The sequence below is a fragment of the Methyloprofundus sp. genome (genome assembly GCF_965251085.1).
In the GTDB taxonomy this organism is placed as follows: domain Bacteria; phylum Pseudomonadota; class Gammaproteobacteria; order Methylococcales; family Methylomonadaceae; genus Methyloprofundus.
The window spans coordinates 1686042-1704436 of record NZ_OZ252594.1 but is presented as its reverse complement, the minus strand read 5'-3'; the positions used below and the strand labels follow the sequence as shown (position 1 = coordinate 1704436).

Sequence of the window (18395 nt, the reverse complement as noted above, 5' to 3'; positions counted from 1 at the left end):
TTCCTCCACTAAACGCCTTAACCAAAATTAATTAAACTTTTTTCTCAGCGCGCCTTTGGAGTAAAATCTAGTATGGACGGATTAGAACAGAGAATTGAAAGAACCCTTAAAGAAAAATAAGCACCTTCTGGAATTTGAGTCATTTTTGGATAAGCATTTTGAGGAGAAAACCCATGGATGATTCTAAGACGATCACTATCACAGTTATTAGTCGTAAAGTCTTGATCTAGATAAATTTCTAGGTAGTTTCGAGTATCAGCCATTTTAAAAAATAATTGCTTATGCTCAATTAAAAAATCGCGATTTAATTTTTCTACATTTCTATCTAATTGTTTTAATTCAGCATTTAACAGCACAATCCTATTTTCAATTTTAAGCTCTTTGTTGCTAGAAATTTCAATGATTCTGTTCAAACGAAGTGAGAAGTTTTCTTCAGTCTGTTTAAATTCTGATGCTTTAATTGAAGAGAGTGGAAAAATGATTAAAATTAGAGTAAAAAGTAAGTGCATTTATTCCTCCTAAATGCATTTTCGGTTCATTGTTAACCTACGGCTATAGTCACCAGCTTGCATTTGTGGCAATCGAGTTATGAGTCTATAGTAGTTGCGTTTATACACAAAACAGGCATCATTGAATCATGGTTTTTTGTTGTTTATTTGTTGGGGTTCGTGCCTCACCCCAACCTAAGTAATCGTGCAAAATTATTCTAACAAAAAGTAATATAAAGCAATATCAAATTAACCACAGAGGACACAGAGAGCACAGAGCTTTCACAACAAAAAACTCTGTGCTCTCTGTGTCCTCTGTGGTAAAAAAATGTTAGATTATTTTTACTCACTTACTTACCGGGCTAGACGGAAGCCAATGAAAGAGGCACCACCCATGCCACCACCCAAACTACTGTGGCGAATAGTAGAGCCCACACCCCCAACGTAACTGCTCAAGCTGCCACCTCGGAATACATGGATAGAGCCATTAGACGGTCCTTTAGGGTCATAAACTGGGCTCCGCGAATAATAATCACGACCGTACCAATCAGACACCCATTCCCAAGCATTACCTGTCATGTCATACACCCCCAGCCCATTCGCTTTCTTTTTACCGACATTTTGTATTTTATAGTCAGCATTTTCATAATACCAAGCGACACTACCTATATCATTACCGCCACAATAGCTTTGCTGTTTTCCTCCACTGCGACAAGCATACTCCCACTCGGCTTCGGTCGGTAGGCGATAGTTTTGACCACTTAGCCGATTCAGTTTACGAATAAAATCCTGGACTTCAACCCAGCCGACCCCGTCTACTGGTTTATTATTGCCTTTTAAGAATGATGGATTATCACTATCACCCATTACTTTTTTCCATTGTGCCTGGGTGACTTCATATTTGCCTAGTTCATAGCTTTTCGTTATACAAACCCGATGTACAGGCTTTTCATCACTCTCACCATTTTCACTTCCCATCAAAAAACAACCGGGAGTAATTCTGACCATAGCGATTCTGGGACTGTTCGCGCGTTTTTTTTCTGCTGCCGCTTGTTCGGCTTTTTTACGAGCCTGTGATTCCTGTTCCGCTTCGTAAGCTTGCTGTGCTGTTTTTAAGCCTTGCTCCGCTTTGGCTAACTGTGGGTCACCTGCATTGATAGTCGTTGCTTGTTGTAACTGCCTTGTTGCTTTGACGTAATCATTACGCTGCTGGGATAGTGCAGCCATTTTCAGGTATTTGTCGATAATGACTTTCAAGCCTTGCTGAGCTTGAACATTACCGGCCTCCAGTTGCAATACCTGCTGGTACTTCTCTACGGCATTATTGCCATTGGGACTACTAAGGTGCAGTTGTTTTATATTGGCCTCAGCACTTGCCAGTAGTGATTCAATGGCTTTCTGCTTTTCTGCCTGCTTTTGTTGCCTCGCTTCTTCTTGTTTATACCTATAATCTGTTACCCACTGCTCTAGGTTATCTTTCTGACTGATTCCTAGACCAATAATCATAAGAAGAATCAGGCTCCCTCCTAGTATTAGTTTTAAATCTGGTTTTTCTACGATAACTTCTATATATAAATCACCATTTTCTCCTCCATTTTCCCCTGGCCTTCCCATTCCTTTAAATTTGATCTGCGTACCTGACTTAAAATTAGCGGGCACTAATAGCCTAATTGTTTTTCCATTACAGGTAATTAACCTACGGCAACCTTGCTTTGCCTCCCTTTTCTTAATTCTCTCCTTAAGGTAAACATCATCCCCCCTTATTCCTTTTTCTCTCCCACCTGTGAGCTGTTCCCACCATTTTTCCAGGGTTTGAGGGCGGTCTGCCGGGCGTATAGCGAGTGCATTGTCTACTGCTTTCAAGAAATTCAAGCTACCCTGGTCTCTTGCTGCTTCCACCAAGGGAATAACCTCATCATCTATAACTCGATGTGTGGATTCATCAGGCTTTTCTCCTGTTAAACAGGTATAGGCGACTGCTGCTAGCGCATAGATGTCAGTCCAGGCTCCTAACTTGATTTTAGTACTATATTGCTCTATCGGTGAATACCCAGCGGCAACTATTGCGTCTATAGTTTGACTTTTTATTCCTATCGCTTCCTTAGAGGCTCCAAAGTCTATCAGAACAGGTGAACCCTTTTCACGCAGCATAATATTGTCGGGCTTAAGATCCCGGTGATAAACGTTTGCACGATGCAGTTGTTTTAGTCCACTTATAATAGGCTGTAGCACAAAAAGCATTTCTTTTTCATTAAACATCCCTTGACCAGACTCATTCTTGAACTCATCGATTTGTGACCCTAGCGTTTGACCTTCTATATATTCCATAACAATATAGGCCGTTCCATTCGCTTCAAAAAAACGGATAACCTTTACAATATTGGGATGTTCAAATTTCGCAATTGTACGTGCTTCTTGTAAAAAAGAGTCCAGCCCGTATCTGAAATCTTCTTTATGGTTGCTACGTGATTTGACGCTATTGCCTTCACTGCGAAAACACCACGGTGCATAAAAATATTCCTTTATCGCAACATGCTTCTGAAAATGCTGATCAAAAGCCAGATAGGTAATACCAAAGCCACCTTCGCCTAAAATCCTTTCTATGCGAAATTCTTCCAGTTGGCTACCGGGCTTTAAGGTTTGTTCGTGGTCTGTCATTGAGGTATCTCAGTCATTTGTGGTGCTATTGAATTTTTAGATTGAAGAGTGTCAGACTCTCGCTCTAAAAAACTTGCCTCCTCCTTTTCTGGCGATACAGGCAGTGACGTTGAAAGCACTCTTTCACTTCCTCCTTTCTTACCCTTAAACTGCATATTTATTGGGGGAATGAGTTTATTAATGACTAATCTATCGATTACCTTTGACTTCATATAGTTTGGCAAGCAAGAAAAGTCACTTATTAGCAGTAAAGTATTTGAGCCAATTGTTATGGAATCTCTAAACCTATCTGCTATTAGCTCTCTTTCACTCTCTACCTCAAGCCACTTATTAGGCAAAAATGCTTTAAACCTTACTGTTTTCTCTGCTGAGTTTTTATTTTCCTGCCTAAATACCGAGTTTGCTAATTCAGGCGTGTCTTTTATGGGTAATCTAAGATCAATAGTTCGGTTTGTGAGCTGACATTCTAATAACAATAAATTAAAACGGCTCGTTGTTGATGGTGGCTTATCTTCCCCTTTAAATAGATAACCCAATAGGAAAATTAAACTAATCAACAAAAGCCCTTTGCCCGGCTGAGTTGCTAAAAATCCGTGCTTTTTTTTTGCCCCATTATTTTTAGAATAAATTGATTCATCAGTAGCATTCTCTGCTTCAACTCTATAAAGAATCGCACTGGCATTATCTTGCTCAGGCTTTTCCTCAGCTTCAACAGCGATTAACAGGTTATCCAAAGCCTGTTCACAATTTGAGTATTTATCATTTAAGAGTATCTGTGCAATCTGCTCATCTGTCAGTGTTTCTATACCGTCACTAGCTAATAGAATTTGATCACCTACCAGAAGGCCAAATGCATCATCCGTCACATCAACCTCTTTTATTTTTCCACGACTGATTACTGAGCGTAATGCATGTCGTTTTGGATCACTGGCAGCCTCTTCTTCAGATAACTCGCCCATTTCAACCATTTTTGCAAAAACAGGTGCCATGGAATGATCCGCATTTAGCCTTTGTAATTGACCATTGCGCAACAACCATAACGGAGAATCACCCACACTAATCCAGTATAATTTTTGCTCCGTAATACACGCGACTATTAAAGTAGTCCCCATCTCACGATGTTCAGGATGATTTTCTGTATACTCAATAACTAATTGATGAGCTGTTTCTAAGGCGAACTGAAACCGATTATGCATTGCAAGTTCGGATGAAACAAAAGCCTCTCTGAAGCTCCTGCAGACTAGCTCACTTGCCTCTTCTCCCCCCGCTGCTCCCCCCATTCCATCACACAGTATCAGTAATATCCCTGTTTGTTCCTCTGGAAAAATAACGGAGGGGAGTATTTCGCATAAGTCTTCTTGGTATTCACGTTGCCCTTGAATTTGATTAAGTGCAAAACAATTTTCTTTGCTCATGCTATGCCTGTTTTAATTAAAGTTTTAGTAGACAATCTTTATCGAAATAAGGTTGGACGAATGTCTGCAGTACGCATATGGAAATTCAAATTCCGGATAGTTAAGTAACAAGCTATGACCTAGTTACGTACCTTGTTCTCAATAAAAAATAACTCGCTATTTGTCACCCTTACCAAACTTGGATACCAACCATAAAAGCAATATTCCAGTAACTATTGCGGCCACAAATTTACCTTCATATAAAGATGATGCTATGTGAAGTAATAAAAAAAGAGCAACCGAAATTATTAATAGAAGCACCCCCAGCATTACCATAAAAATAGGCACCAATATAAAATAATCAAATATACGCTTAATACTTAAAGCAAATATACCTTGCTCGTCCAATAAATCTCTTGGCCTTTCTCCATATTCATTGCTAAGATTTTTTCCTGCTTGAAACCCATTATGATCAAATATAACTAAAGACCCAAATATTGGCAGATAATAATGTCGAAGTATTAGTGTTGCGGGTAAACCAACATCATGACTTCGTTTCGTCTGCACAGCAATTGAAGGCCATAATAGCAATATATTACACACAGCCATATGATTTAAAGTACCTTGCAAATAAACATCATTGAATCCTATACTTTCTGAGACTGCAATTATCAGTCCTGGAAATAAAAAACCAAAGGCAGGCCATGGAATCAATAGGCCTGGCAAACCATAGTTAAGAATAATTTCATTTTCACCCATCATATTTAAATAGCTGTTAACCCAGCTTAACTGAAGACCAGAGTGGAGATATAGATAGGGGCCTAATTCAACCAACATAAAGAAAACCGTAAAAGCCCAAAAACCCTCTCGATTTAAACGCCCTTCAAATGAAAATAGTCGCCAAAATAAATCATCTACTGCATTATTCCATTCAGAAGTAACCTCTTCCACCTCTTCTTCAACATTTACTGTTAACAATAAATCACCAGGCCGACCTCCATTTTTTCCAGGTTTTCCTTTTCCTAAGAGCGTAAATTTATCTCCATCACTCGTATTTTTTGGAATTAAAAAAAAATCATAATCGCCCTCAGTTATAGCAAACTCAATCTTACCACCCGTCTTGGCTATTTCTGCTGAGATATTTTTAACTCGATAAATATCTGTTCCATTTTTTGGTTTGGGCTTTTTTACTTTAACTTCTATATATAAATCACCATCTTCTCCACCACTTTTCCCCTGCTCTCCTTTTCCAGCTAATTTTAATCGCGTACCTGATTTAGTCCCAGCAGGTACTGTTACATTAATTTTTTTCCCTTGATAGCTTATGAATCGCTGACATCCTTTATTTGCCTCCCATTCCTTAATACTTTCATTAAGATAAATATCATTCCCTCTTACAGCAGATTTTTCTATGATAACTTCTATAAATAAATCACCATTATCTCCCCCATTTTTTCCCTGTTCTCCCTTTCCCTTTAATTTGAGCTGAGTACCTGATTTTGATTTAGCGGGTATTTTTACATTAAACTTTTTCCCTTGATAGCTTATTACTCGCTGACACCCTGAATTAACTAGTGATTCCTCTGTGACTTCCTTAAGGTAAACATCTTTTCCTCTTGTTGCTTTTACTTCTTCACCCTGTTCGAGTTGTTCCCACCATTCCTCTAATGTCTGTGGCCGATCTGTTGGGCGTATAGCCAGTGCTTTGTCTACAGCTTTCAAGAAATTCAAGCTACCTTGGCCTCTTGCTGCTTCCACCAAGGGAATAAGCTCATCATTTAGAGATCGGTGTGTGGCATCAAATGGCCTTTCTCCTGTTAAACAGGTATAGGCTACCGCCGCAAGCGCATAGATATCTGTCCAAGGCCCCTGCTTAGTCTTGCTATTGTATTGTTCAAGTGGTGAATACCCTTCAGTCACTATCATGGAAAGGTTTTGACTTTTATTGCCCGTCGCTTCCCGAGCTGCACCAAAGTCTATCAGTACTGGCGAGCCCTTTTTACGTAACATTATATTGTCGGGTTTAAGATCCCGGTGATAAACGTTTGCACGATGCAGTTTCTTTAATCCATTTATAATAGGGTCTAGCACAAAAAGCATTTCTTTTTCATTAAACATCCCTTGGCCAGACTCATTCTTGAACTCATCGATTTTTGACCCTAGCGTTTGACCTTCTATATATTCCATAACAATATAGGCCGTTCCATTCGCTTTAAAAAAACGGATAACTTTTACAATATTGGGATGCTCAAATTTCGCAATGGTACGTGCCTCTTGTAAAAAAGAGTCTAGTCCATATTTGAAATCTTCTTTATGGTTACTACGAGAATTTACGCTATTGCCTTCACTGCGAAAACACCACGGCGCATAAAAATATTCCTTTATCGCAACATGCCTCTGAAAATTCGTATCAAAGGCAAGGTAGGTGATTCCAAAGCCTCCCTCTCCCAGAACCCCTTCTATGCGAAATTCTTCCAGTTGGCTACCGGATTTTAAGGTTTGTTCGTGGCCTGTCATTACATTTATCTCTGTGATTTTTGATGCTATTAGCTAGAGCTATCGCTGATTATAGCGATACAGGACTTGCTTTTCCATATCTCCATTTTGGGGTGACATGCGTTGGAATTTAAATCGGCAATAACTCACTAATCAATAGTAAAGTATTTGAATTTATCCTTATAGATTCGTCTGAGTTATCTGATACCAACGCTATTCAATTTTCTCCACTAAATACCTTAACCAAAATTAATTAAACTTTTTTCTTAGCCCATCTTCGTCACTTTTATCTTTCTAAGCTATTGATTCACCATTTAAGCGGTTTTTTTTAAAAAAAAAGCTTTAAAATCAATGGTGTTTTTTGCCAGTTTGTAGTGCCATTTTTATCGTTTTTTCAAATAAAATTATTGACTTTTGTAAGAGATTTCAGCATCATTCAAGTGTAATTTCAATATCGAAGAAAATATTTTCATAATTCAATGATTTGTACAAAAAAGCCAAATCTGTAGTGCCAACTAGCTGGTTTTTAATTTTTCTACATTGAAATCTAATTGCTTTAGTTCAGCATTTAACAGCACAATCCTATCTTCAATTTTGAGCTCTTTGTTGCTAGAAATTTCAATTATTCTGTTTAAACGAAGTGAGAAGTTTTCTTCAGTCTGAAGAAATTCTGATGCTTTTATTGAAAAGAATGGAAAGACTCATCAGTGTATCCATATTCTCACCTACCCAGGAACTAATCGAGCCACGAGAGCCTGCATAAGATCAACCAGAGGTTTTCCAGTCACTATCGCACTTTGAACGGCTCGAATGGTAGATGAGCTGATACGCGCGATTCTTTTCAGAAATAATAATGGGTTAACAAAGCCGCCATTTTTCTTGGCTTTTTCCTGTCTTTTTTCAAGTGATTTGGTATATTTCTTATCCGAAGGATGAACCAACTTCGGATCTTGTATTTTTGAAATTTCTTCACAAACGCGCATCAAATTATAAGTCATAGTGGTGAGACGCATTTGATTATTAAGTGACTTAACCGAACAAGACCATGCCTTTTTCTCTTTCAGGTCACTTTTGCTGTTATTGTAGGCCTTTTCAATAGTCCAGCGTTTGTAGTATAGGATGGCAATAGTCCCTGGGTTTATTGATATCGGTAACGTCGATACAAAGCGGTGCAGTTTTTGTGTTTCGGGGTCACGGTAATGGACGACATTAAACTTCACCCCTTGGTTTTCATAAATGCTGTAATCTTCAATGCCCGTGTTGGTTGGGTTATTGACATCAAAGGCAATGGATTCAATCCATGTGGCCACTGAATTTTCTTTTAGAACGGATATCATGTGATTTTGGTGGGCTTTCTGCTTTGCCCACCAAGGAAAGTCTGTGACCGCCTTATCATACACATAAAGGGTCTTTTCTAGCGGGCGACACTGACATTTTCGTGCTCAATATGATTGCGTAAAATAGGGAGTTCATGATGTCGTTTTGTCCCATTAGTGATACAGCAAACGGGTCTAAGCAATCCATTTCTGAGGTTCATGGCATAAATAAACCCGGCTGCGTAGACTTTTCCGTTATTTCCTTTGGGCGTATGGCAGGCATGATCAATAAAATGTCCGTCTGCGGCTTCTACCGTATATTCATCAAGTTCAGGAAATGATTTAAGGTAATCAATTCCTGAGCTGGCCAAATACTTACAGTGAGTTTTATAGCTTTGGCGTTCGATGGCTTCAAGCATGCTCGTGCGTCTTGAAGACTTCAATGCTTTAAAGTAGGTTGAGTGGGGCAGGAGTTCGCCGTGAAGCTCTTCGGTTGTTTGTATAAAGTGCCGACCACTATCAACTGCGCTGATACAGCGCATTAGCCCGAGACGAATGAAGTCGATATCATTCATTTCAGGGCATGACCTTTGCCAGACAGGGTGGCGTTCTGCTGCGAGTGCTTTTTCCATACTTTCATTGCAATGAGTCAGGAGCAAATCATTCAAGGAGAGGTTATTGATCATGCGGATTTCCATTTTAGGGTAAAAAATGTAAAATCTCGAAAATTTTATTTACAATTGCAAGTCTTTTTTTATTTATTTTTCATGTTTTTAAACCACCACATCTTCTATCACTAGCAGCCTATTTTGTAAAATACGAAGAAAAGCTTCTTGGTGAGCTTTAGAGCGCTGGTTTGTGGGATGATTCCTTGCTATCTTATGCCTTAAGGGGAACACTCATGGAAAGACTATTAAAATAATAGTAAAATATATCCGCACTTTCCCTCCTAAAAAACACATTTTAGATTCATTATAAACTATCGAAGCTTCTGACATTCGAGGTATTGTCAGAAATAGTTAATAAGAGCCATGTATATAAATAAAATTATTTAACATATTATGATCCGCTTAATTATTATTATTGCTGCAGCAATTGGAATTTGGAATGGTGCAGATGGTCTTTGGGTAAACATAACATCAGGAAGCCTAACAACGTTTGATATTAGGACCGTTGAAAAACATGGTATAGGGAATAACAGGTATATTAAAATTACCGGGGGAACATGGGGAAGTAGTTATACTTACCAAGTAAATGAAAAAAGTGATGATGTACATTATATTATATATTCACTACAGAGCCCCGAAACCTATTCGAACATTATAGATGGAAAAAATGCAACAGTACACGTACTTGTTAAAAAACCAGCCTATATACCAGCTAATAATCTAGACAAATGGACTACTGCGAATGGTTCTGATGATGATGAAGTCGAAGCTCAAGGTGTCACACTTGTTGGACTAGATTCCATTAGTAGCGGACATATAGATTTGATCGAATCAATGAATATTACTGTCAGTGATTCCGTTATTTTTCTGGAGGAAGGAACAGAGCCGAGATCAATCATCACTAACTTACTGATGCTTATTATATCGTCTTTAATCATTTATCTATTGATGAGGTCATGGTTTTCTGAGGACTACGAATAGGATGTGACCATAGTTTTTAACCAAACGAAAAGCACAGGTTTCGTTACATAACATAATAATAAATTCACCTCGTGACTAACGGTGTCCGTTATTAATCACAGGTAAGCCGTCAAAGCAGGGCGTAGCTTGCATTCAAAGAGCTGCTGAGAGCTTTGCTTAAGAAAATTGTTCTTTAAGAAGCGCCAAGCCTGTTTGGTAATTTTAGAGAGCTTTTTAAAAAATGCGCGATTATAGATACCCTCCCAGTTAATACAGTATGCTGTTTCTTTTTGTTCGTGACGTTTCTGTTGCGTTTGGTGATCTTCATCCAAACCCAGTTCTTGCCCTTTTTTATGTAAAAATAATCGCATGAGTACGTGAGTGGCTAACCCTAATAAAGCTTGCTGCTCAATGGCAATAGGTGACTTTGCCCACGCTTTAGAATTTGCCATATGCGTTTTGTAATTATCAAAATATTTTTCTTCATCCCAGCTTCGATGATAGAGAAAGGTAATCATTCCCGGTGATAATGTAAAATCATTAGTGAGGTACTCATATGTTTTGCCATCGGGCGAAATAAACTGTATTAACCACCACTCTTGTTTTGAGCTGTTTAGCTGGATCCTTTTATCCCAAAGTACACCCTCGTTAACGGGATCAGAAATGACAATAATATCATCAAGAACCTGATATTTGAACACCGTCTTCATTCGGGTAATGACAGTGGCACTGTATTTTGTTTTACGCAAGTCCCAGTAACGAGCTTCAATAAAAGCCCGGTCAATCACGTAAAGCGCATTTTTCTGGCAAGTCCAGTGTGGGGCTATCCAGCCTTCTTTGATAAAACGCATTTCGTCAATGGATGTCGTTTCAGTATTACTATCACTATCAACAGCAATACCAGCACGCATATCATAAGTTGTCATGGCCATATGGCCTTTTTTATTGTCTGAGCCACCCTCGCCAGGGTATACAGGCAGAACTGACAGCTTATGAGTGTGGCTGTATGTGCAGAGCACTCTATCTATTGAGTATCCTACTTTCTTCGCCTCAGCGGATTTTTCCATATTTATTTTCACCCGATTTTCCAGTAACAAACAGATTATAGATAAATGGTTTTATAGTCCCGATAAATGGAGGCCAAAAATGTAGAGTAATTTTTTTTCCTGAAAACCCTATATCATGAAATCGCTTGACCTGCACTGCAAATATTGGCCATACTAGCAATATATTACATAACCCTATATGAGCTCTTATTTCTAAATTTTTACACACAACAACAGGCCATAGACCAAGTGCTGGCCATGGAATCGGGGCTCCAAATTGAAACAAATCGACATTATCATAAGTCCACTCCAAATACCTATCAATAAACTCAATTTGAAATCCTGTATATGAATACATTAATGGCCACAACTCTATTAATATAAAGAAAATCATAAACCCCCAAAAACCTTCTCGGCTCAGCCGCCCCTGAAATGAAAATAGCATCCACAAGAGTGAATTCTCCACACTTGCTTCCCCATTATTTTCAGGGTCAATGTATTCCCCCCCTTTATTAACTCTTATTGTCAGCAATAAATCACCAGCCAGACCTCCATTTTCACCTGATTTTCCTTTTCCTGAGAGTGTAAATTTATCTCCACTACTTGTATTTTGTGGAATTGAGTAGTATTTATAAGGTTCATTGTCATCATCAAAAATTTCAATCCCCCCCCCTGTCCGGGCTATTTCTGCAGATACACTTTCAACCCGGTAAATATCAGAGCCATCAACTGGTTGGGGCTTTTTTACAGTAATTTCTACATATAAATCACCATTTTCTCCTCCATTTTTTCCCTGTTCTCCCTTTCCCTTTAATTTGAGCTGAGTGCCTGATTTGGATTTAGCGGGTATTTTTACACTAAACTTTTTCTCTTGATATGTTATTACTCGCTGACACCCTAAATTAGCTAGTGATTCCTCTATGATTTCCTTAAGGTAAACATCTTTTCCTCTTGTTACTTTTACTTCATTAACTTCTTCTTGTTCACCCTGTTTGAGTTGTTCCCACCATTCTTCCAAGGTTTGAGGGCGATCTTCCGGGCGTATAGCGAGTGCATTGTCTACAGCTTTCAAGAAATTCAAGCTACCCTGGTCTTTTGCTGCTTCCACCAAGGGTTTAACCTTATCCACTAGAACTCGATGCGTGGCATCATCCGGCTTTTCTCCTGTTAAACAGGTATAGGCAACCGCCGCAAGTGCATAGATATCCGTCCAGGGACCCTGCAGACTCGTGCTATTGTATTGCTCAAGCGGTGAATACCCTTCAGTCACTATCATGGAAAGGTTTTGACTTTTATTGCCCGTCGCTTCCCGAGCTGCACCAAAGTCTATCAGTACTGGCGAGCCCTTTTTACGTAACATTATATTGTCGGGTTTAAGATCCCGGTGATAAACGTTTGCACCATGCAGTTTCTTTAGTCCATTTATAATAGGGTCTAGCACAAAAAGCATTTCTTTTTCATTAAACATCCCTAGGCCAGACTCATTCTTGAACTCATCGATTTTTGACCCTAGCGTTTGACCTTCTATATATTCCATAACAATATAGGCCGTTCCATTCGCTTCAAAAAAACGGATAACTTTTACAATATTGGGATGCTTAAATTTCCAAATTGTACGTGCCTCTTGTAAAAAAGAGTCTAGTCCATATTTGAAATCTTCTTTATGGTTACTACGTGAATTTATGCTATTGCCTTCACTGCGAAAACACCACGGCGCATAAAAATATTCCTTTATCGCAACATGCCTTTGAAAATGCGTATCCAAGGCAAGGTAGGTGATTCCAAAGCCACCCTCTCCCAGAACCCCTTCTATGCGAAATTCTTCCAGTTGGCTACCGGGCTTTAGGGTTTGTTCGTGGTCTGTCATTACATGCTCGTTTATTTCTTATTTGTTGAATTCAGGAAACTTGTAGGGGTGGAATCAAGGATTACTTTTAGCTATTGCAGGGAAATCATCAACCTTGTTTTACCAAGAGTGATATTGACTGCTTGATCAAAGTCAGTTTTAACCTTTTCATTTTTCTCTATATCATGTCCATCTACAGCCATACCATTACTCGATTGACACAATATATAGAGTTCTCGAGTGGCTGCTTTATACCACACTTGACAATGTTCACGTCCCATATAATCATCTTCTGAGAAAATTTCTTTTAATCTAGTCGGTAAATTCAATAGGTTTCCTCTGCCCAATATAATAGGGTGATCATCCATTTCAAGAGTAAAGCACTGCCCCTGTATATTTAATACTGCAGCAACTGATTGGCTTATTGGTAATGGCTTATTGTCTCTAATAATATGGGTTGGTATTTTTCCTTGGGAAGGGTACTGTTCCACGTTACTCTTTTTTACAGGAGGAGAAGAATCTTTAAACGCTTGTGATGGCTCTATTTCAGTTGCATTACTCTGTTGAGGTTGTAATATTAACTGGTGCCGACGACTCCTACTTAGCACCCATGCAGCAAACATCATCACAAAGATAAAACCAGCAAAAATTAGCAATATAGTAGAGGGGCTCAACCTTAGCGTATTTTTATCTAACGTAGGTACAGGAAGCTCCTGTTCTTGTTGTTCTTGTTGTTCTTGTTGTTCTTGTTGTTCGGGTTGTTGGACGAAGCCGCTATCGCGGAGAAAAACAGCGCATCCCTTAAATTTAAAGTGTAACCTCATTGCCTGTTATATGCATAACAGGTAACTTGTAAGCTCATCCAACTAACAATAATGAGGTTACACTGTTATGACACCATCGATAGAGCTTAAATTCAACCATTATTATATCCAGCACTGTAAGCATTTAAAGCTTAAGGGACTGCAACCCAAAACCATTGACGCTTATTCACGCGCTATTCGCCGTATCGGGGAACACTTTCAGGGGCATCTGGATAACTTAACGCAAGATCAACTGGTGGATTATTTTCATGCTCTTTTAAGCCGCCTTTCCTGGAGTGCCGTGAAACTAGATCTCTATGGTCTCAAGTTTTTCTATACACATGTGCTACAAAAGCCGTGGGTTGATGTGCTAATGATTAAACCACCACGATGTACGCGTATACCCGATATTGTCACTGTGGTTGAAGCACAACAACTGTTTATGTCGACCCGTAATCTAAGCTATCGAGTTTTTTATTTTACGATTTACAGTCTAGGTTTACGTTTGGGCGAGGGCTTAAGCCTGAAAGTAGGTGATATTGATGCGACACGCATGCGGGTACATATTCGCAATGCCAAAGGCAATAAGGATCGGCTTGTGCCTTTGCCTGTGAATACCTTGAAGGTGTTGCGTAAGTTTTGGGCTGTGCATAAAAATCCAGTGCTGGTATTTCCCAACCGTGCCCGGGGTCTAAAAGGTGCACATCTTGCTGAATCCCCCCTTGATCGCGGTGGCATCCAGAAGACAATCCGTCTTGTGACGCAAGAAATGGGACTAAAAAAAAGATTTCCTGCCACTCGCTGCGCCACAGTTACGCCACTCACCTGTTAGAAGCCGGGGTTGATTTAGTTGAGTTGCAGAAGATTCTGGGCCATACCAGTTTAGTAACCACGGCTCGCTATACGCATTTGACCGATATTACCGATGAGAATGCAGAGCTGCACATTAATCAGTTAGTCAATGACTTTTCTATTCACTGGGGGCAGATTTCATGATAACCCTAGCTGCAGTGATTGATCAATTTCAGTCTGACTTTTTAAGCGAGTATCAATCTCGTTTACGCTCCAATCAGATCAGTGCATTACATGCCATGAAGAGCTGTCGGACACAGCTGAGTCCTGTGATGCAGGTTAACTGTGCAGACTGTGACTATCAAACCTTTGTGCCTCATTCCTGTGGCCAGCGTAACTGCCCGCATTGTCAACATCATGAGAGTCAACAATGGATTGAACGACAGGTACAAAAACAAGTCCCTGCTGATTATTTTATGAATACCTTTACCTTACCTGCGCAGTTAAGGTCGTTAGCCAGGCAGCATCCGCGGTTACTTTACAGTATGATGTTTGACTGTGCCTGGGCGACTTTACAGAGTTTTAGTAAAAATGATAAGCAGTTGCAAGGCGATGCCGGGGCGATTGCTGTCTTACATACACACTCACGCGAATTAAATTATCATCCGCATATTCATGTCATTATGCCTGCGGCAATCGTGGATAAAATCAAGAAGCTCTGGCGCACTAAGGAAGGCAAATACCTGTTTCATCATAAAGCACTAGCAAAAGTATTTCGTGCAAAGATGCTAGCGCGTATGAACGAAGAAAAGTTGCCATTTCCCACAGCTATTCCGGAAAAATGGGTGGTCGATTGTAAGTTTGTCGGTGCAGGCGATAAAGCATTGATATATCTGGGTCGATACCTGTATCGTGGTGTGATTCGTGAACAGGATATCTTATCCTGCCAAAATGGCAAAGTAACCTACCGTTATCAAGACAGCAAAACCAAACGCTATCAAACCAAAACGGTATCGGGGGCTAAATTTCTGTGGCTGGTGCTGCAACATGTTTTGCCTAAAGGCTTTCGTCGTGCGCGCAATTATGGCTTTTTACATCCGAATAGCAAGGGTGTTATTAAGTTGATTCACTCCCTGCTAAAGTTTGACCCGACGAAGATATTGCGTGCACTCAAAGTACGGCCGGCATTCAGTTGCAAATGTTGTGGCGGGGCGATGGTTGTTGGGCGTCGGCAAATACCCAGGGTGGAAATAATGTTTCAGCCTTTGCCAACTTAACAATTGGAATCACTAGCGCTTATGTAAATTTAAACACTTCGACCCAGGCTATCAGCGGATTAAATGCTGAGGGAGTTGCTTGGGCTAAAATCGGAGATTAAGGCAGAATTTTGCTCCGATACTTGGACTTTGAGAGTTGACTGCAATGGACAACGCTCAAAGTTCAGTTAAACAGGTAAAAACAGAGGTTCGATTCATCAGTCGGGCTGATCAACAAAAAGCTATTTTCATAGAGCGCATTAAATGAATTCCTACTATCGTGCCGGGCTTGTCCAACAAACGGTTCAGATTGTGGCTCGCTTCGCGATCACAATCTAACCTTATTCGTTATAAGCCCCTTTTGCCTTTCCATCTAAATGCTGCTTATTATGCACAACAAATCTATTGATCCAATTTGGTACTGCTGAATTTGTATGGTCTCTAGGAAGCTCTAGTAAAACATCTAAAACACTGTCAATTAGAATACATTTCTTATTAAAATCAATAACATCAACTACAGTGGCAGTGGCAGGTCTTACTGGCAAAGAAACCAGTAATAAAGCCATAATAATAAAATACATTACTGCTTTCATTGCATGATAGCCTCTGTACGAATTAATATTTCTGGTACATTTGCATCAACAATAAATATCTCTGCATTAGAACTTGGGTTAGTTAATGTTGCTTGCATTAACCAGCATAATTTTGCCCCCCGATTATTCGGAAAGACAATCAACTCAGCATTACCAAACTCTTTTACGACCCGATTAACAGGCACCCCAATTACATCTAGAGCTTTTCGCAGTGCTGTTTTTGCATCAAATGTTGGCTGTATATCCAGGTTAATATTTTTTACCCAGCTCCCTGATATAACAATAGCTTTGCCTTGTTCCACTTCAAGTACTGATGCTGCACCATAGACTGGGGTTCCTTTATAATACTGACCAATATGATAATAAGTATTACCGTATTCATCGCTGGAATTACTAGCAATAGTTAATTCTGAGTTTTCACCTAAGCCCAATTCAGTATTTTTTTTAGTGACAACGGCCTGGGCTTCAGCTGTATTATCAACTGGCGTAGCTTCAGCAATACTTTCATCTCTAACTGCTGGTAATTGTAAGGTTGGCACGTTATTTACTTGCTTACCACTATCAACTGTATTACCGGTGGTGGATTTTCCTGATGGGAATGCGCCTGAGTACCATTCATTAACTTTATCCATTCCTCCTATACTAAATAGCCACCCTATCCCCACCATACTAGTTGATAGCAATAAAATACCTAGCAATATTTTAGTTGTAAGCTTCATCTTTTGCATATGCCTATTCAATTATCTTTCAAATCAATCAAGTCACTTAATAAATACATATTTCCAGCCAAATCAAGTGTCACGAATCGTTCATCTACGAACCATTCATCTTTTGACAGAAAATACTTACCATCAATTTCATGGCGTTCTATTTTATCTATAAAATCAGTTACACCTCCCTGGCCACAACCATGGTTTTTAATCACTGTAATCCCATTTATTGAACAATCAATCAGCCATACCCCATCATCATACAAGTGAATTTCCAAATGAACCCTAGAGACAGTATCGGAGCAGTTTGGTAGCAGTATATCAACCTGTTCTGGGTCACGACCTACTCGCCAGATTTTCAAAGGAGTTAAGCTCTCATCATCCTGCTCCAGCGCTAATAGCCATTCATCGGCTGATTGAAACCTGGCTTTGCTAGACAATAAAAAAGCCCGTTGCAAACTTTCTAAAAAATAAGCAGGCCAAATATCAGCAAATAACATGAAACCCTTTTCGGGCTTGCCTAAAAGGCGGTCATTACTGTCAGGAGGCGCTTCACCAAAGAGTAAAAAATAAAAGCTTGCAGCCAGAGCGTATAAATCAGATGGTTGACTTTGCTCTAGTGTTTCACTTGTTTGTTCAGGGCTACTATACCCAGAGCCAATACGCCTATAAAAATTATAGCTAACGCCACCCACCTCAAAACGCACACCACCAAAATCAATAATTACGGGATTATTATCTATTGCCCGTATTATTATATTATCGGGCTTGATATCGCGATGTAAAAGCCCACTATGATGTATCGCTCTTAAAGTAAGTAATAAGTCTTTCAATAATTGAATAGTCGTACCGATCTTAAGAGGCTCACTCTCTAAACCTAACCGATAATCATATAAGCTAATACCCTCAATATATTCCTGAACAAGATAATAGGTATTATTAGCAACAAACACATCCAGGAACTTGGGAATATTATTTATATTTAGTAACTGTAAGGCACGCACTTCATAGGTGAAATTTTCAACTGATGCGTTCCATATTTCATCAGCACGCGCATCATTATCCTTTAGTATTTCAAAATAAGGACCTCGTCGCCTTACTATATCCATTGGATATAGCTCTTTTAAAACACATAATTGCTGTAAACCATGCTGATTAATCATTTCACACAGGTAGGTATTAGCAAACCCACCGCTAGCTAAAAAGCGAATAACCCGTAAACCTGCTATCTCATAGCCTGGTGGCAATCCCCCGGGTTCATTATGACTCATCTATCTATCTCATTTTAATAAAGCAACTCTTGAATAACAAAAATTTAAGTGATTGATTTTGTTACTCTATGATTGATGGTGCGAAGCAGTCTGATTCG

14 protein-coding genes and 1 pseudogene are annotated in these 18395 nt (G+C 39.4%); 3 read left to right on the top strand and 12 right to left on the bottom strand.

The window, feature by feature from the left end; genetic code table 11:
• Positions 1-44: 44 nt before the first annotated feature.
• The 6 genes from ACQY3F_RS07790 to ACQY3F_RS07765 all read right to left on the bottom strand — a co-directional run bounded on the left by ACQY3F_RS07790 (position 45) and on the right by ACQY3F_RS07765 (position 9038).
• Positions 45-509, bottom strand: coding sequence for a hypothetical protein (locus ACQY3F_RS07790; protein WP_428354306.1), 465 nt, complete (start codon positions 507-509; stop codon positions 45-47).
• Between the two features lie 333 nt (positions 510-842).
• The gene (locus tag ACQY3F_RS07785; protein WP_428354305.1) at positions 843-3146 is read right to left on the bottom strand and encodes an SUMF1/EgtB/PvdO family nonheme iron enzyme; all 2304 of its coding nucleotides are present in this window, start codon (positions 3144-3146) and stop codon (positions 843-845) included.
• Positions 3143-4561 (bottom strand): PP2C family protein-serine/threonine phosphatase, encoded by a 1419-nt coding sequence (locus tag ACQY3F_RS07780; RefSeq protein ID WP_428354304.1) that lies wholly within the window; start codon positions 4559-4561, stop codon positions 3143-3145. Before ACQY3F_RS07780 ends, ACQY3F_RS07785 begins: the two co-directional genes overlap by 4 nt.
• 156 nt (positions 4562-4717) lie before the next feature.
• Positions 4718-7057 (bottom strand): protein kinase domain-containing protein, encoded by a 2340-nt coding sequence (locus tag ACQY3F_RS07775; RefSeq protein ID WP_428354303.1) that lies wholly within the window; start codon positions 7055-7057, stop codon positions 4718-4720.
• A gap of 704 nt (positions 7058-7761) precedes the next feature.
• Positions 7762-8373 carry a hypothetical protein gene (locus ACQY3F_RS07770; protein ID WP_428354302.1) on the bottom strand — a complete coding sequence of 204 codons (612 nt, stop codon included), beginning with the start codon at positions 8371-8373 and terminating at the stop codon, positions 7762-7764.
• A gap of 77 nt (positions 8374-8450) precedes the next feature.
• Positions 8451-9038: a hypothetical protein gene (locus ACQY3F_RS07765; protein WP_428354301.1), complete on the bottom strand. Its 588-nt coding sequence runs from the start codon at positions 9036-9038 to the stop codon at positions 8451-8453.
• Positions 9039-9413: 375 nt separating this feature from the next.
• On the opposite strand from ACQY3F_RS07765, the gene ACQY3F_RS07760 reads away from it, so the two are divergent.
• Positions 9414-10001 carry a hypothetical protein gene (locus tag ACQY3F_RS07760; protein ID WP_428354300.1) on the top strand — a complete coding sequence of 196 codons (588 nt, stop codon included), beginning with the start codon at positions 9414-9416 and terminating at the stop codon, positions 9999-10001.
• Between the two features lie 95 nt (positions 10002-10096).
• Here the strand turns inward: ACQY3F_RS07760 and ACQY3F_RS07755 are convergent, their stop codons facing one another.
• From ACQY3F_RS07755 to ACQY3F_RS07745, 3 genes are all read right to left on the bottom strand, one after another.
• Positions 10097-11047, bottom strand: a complete 951-nt coding sequence (locus ACQY3F_RS07755; protein WP_428354299.1) for a hypothetical protein — start codon at positions 11045-11047, stop codon at positions 10097-10099.
• Positions 11031-12893: a protein kinase domain-containing protein gene (locus ACQY3F_RS07750; RefSeq protein WP_428354298.1), complete on the bottom strand. Its 1863-nt coding sequence runs from the start codon at positions 12891-12893 to the stop codon at positions 11031-11033. Before ACQY3F_RS07750 ends, ACQY3F_RS07755 begins: the two co-directional genes overlap by 17 nt.
• Positions 12894-12964: 71 nt before the next feature.
• Complete coding sequence (locus ACQY3F_RS07745) at positions 12965-13696, bottom strand: hypothetical protein (protein ID WP_428354297.1); 732 nt, start codon at positions 13694-13696, stop codon at positions 12965-12967.
• 67 nt (positions 13697-13763) lie between these two features.
• On the opposite strand from ACQY3F_RS07745, the pseudogene ACQY3F_RS07740 reads away from it, so the two are divergent.
• Positions 13764-14671 (top strand): annotated as a pseudogene (locus tag ACQY3F_RS07740) (tyrosine-type recombinase/integrase).
• Positions 14668-15744 (top strand): IS91 family transposase, encoded by a 1077-nt coding sequence (locus ACQY3F_RS07735; protein ID WP_428352924.1) that lies wholly within the window; start codon positions 14668-14670, stop codon positions 15742-15744. Before ACQY3F_RS07740 ends, ACQY3F_RS07735 begins: the two are co-directional and overlap by 4 nt.
• A gap of 320 nt (positions 15745-16064) precedes the next feature.
• Here the strand turns inward: ACQY3F_RS07735 and ACQY3F_RS07730 are convergent, their stop codons facing one another.
• From ACQY3F_RS07730 to ACQY3F_RS07720, 3 genes are read right to left on the bottom strand one after another with little or no spacing between them, the layout of a single operon-like run.
• On the bottom strand, positions 16065-16316 hold the full coding sequence (locus ACQY3F_RS07730) for a hypothetical protein (RefSeq protein ID WP_428354296.1): 252 nt from the start codon (positions 16314-16316) through the stop codon (positions 16065-16067).
• A complete protein-coding gene (locus tag ACQY3F_RS07725; protein ID WP_428354295.1) occupies positions 16313-17035 on the bottom strand; it encodes a hypothetical protein in 723 nt (240 codons plus the stop codon). Before ACQY3F_RS07725 ends, ACQY3F_RS07730 begins: the two co-directional genes overlap by 4 nt.
• A 17-nt stretch (positions 17036-17052) precedes the next feature.
• A complete protein-coding gene (locus ACQY3F_RS07720) occupies positions 17053-18297 on the bottom strand; it encodes a protein kinase domain-containing protein (RefSeq protein ID WP_428354294.1) in 1245 nt (414 codons plus the stop codon).
• Positions 18298-18395: the final 98 nt, after the last annotated feature.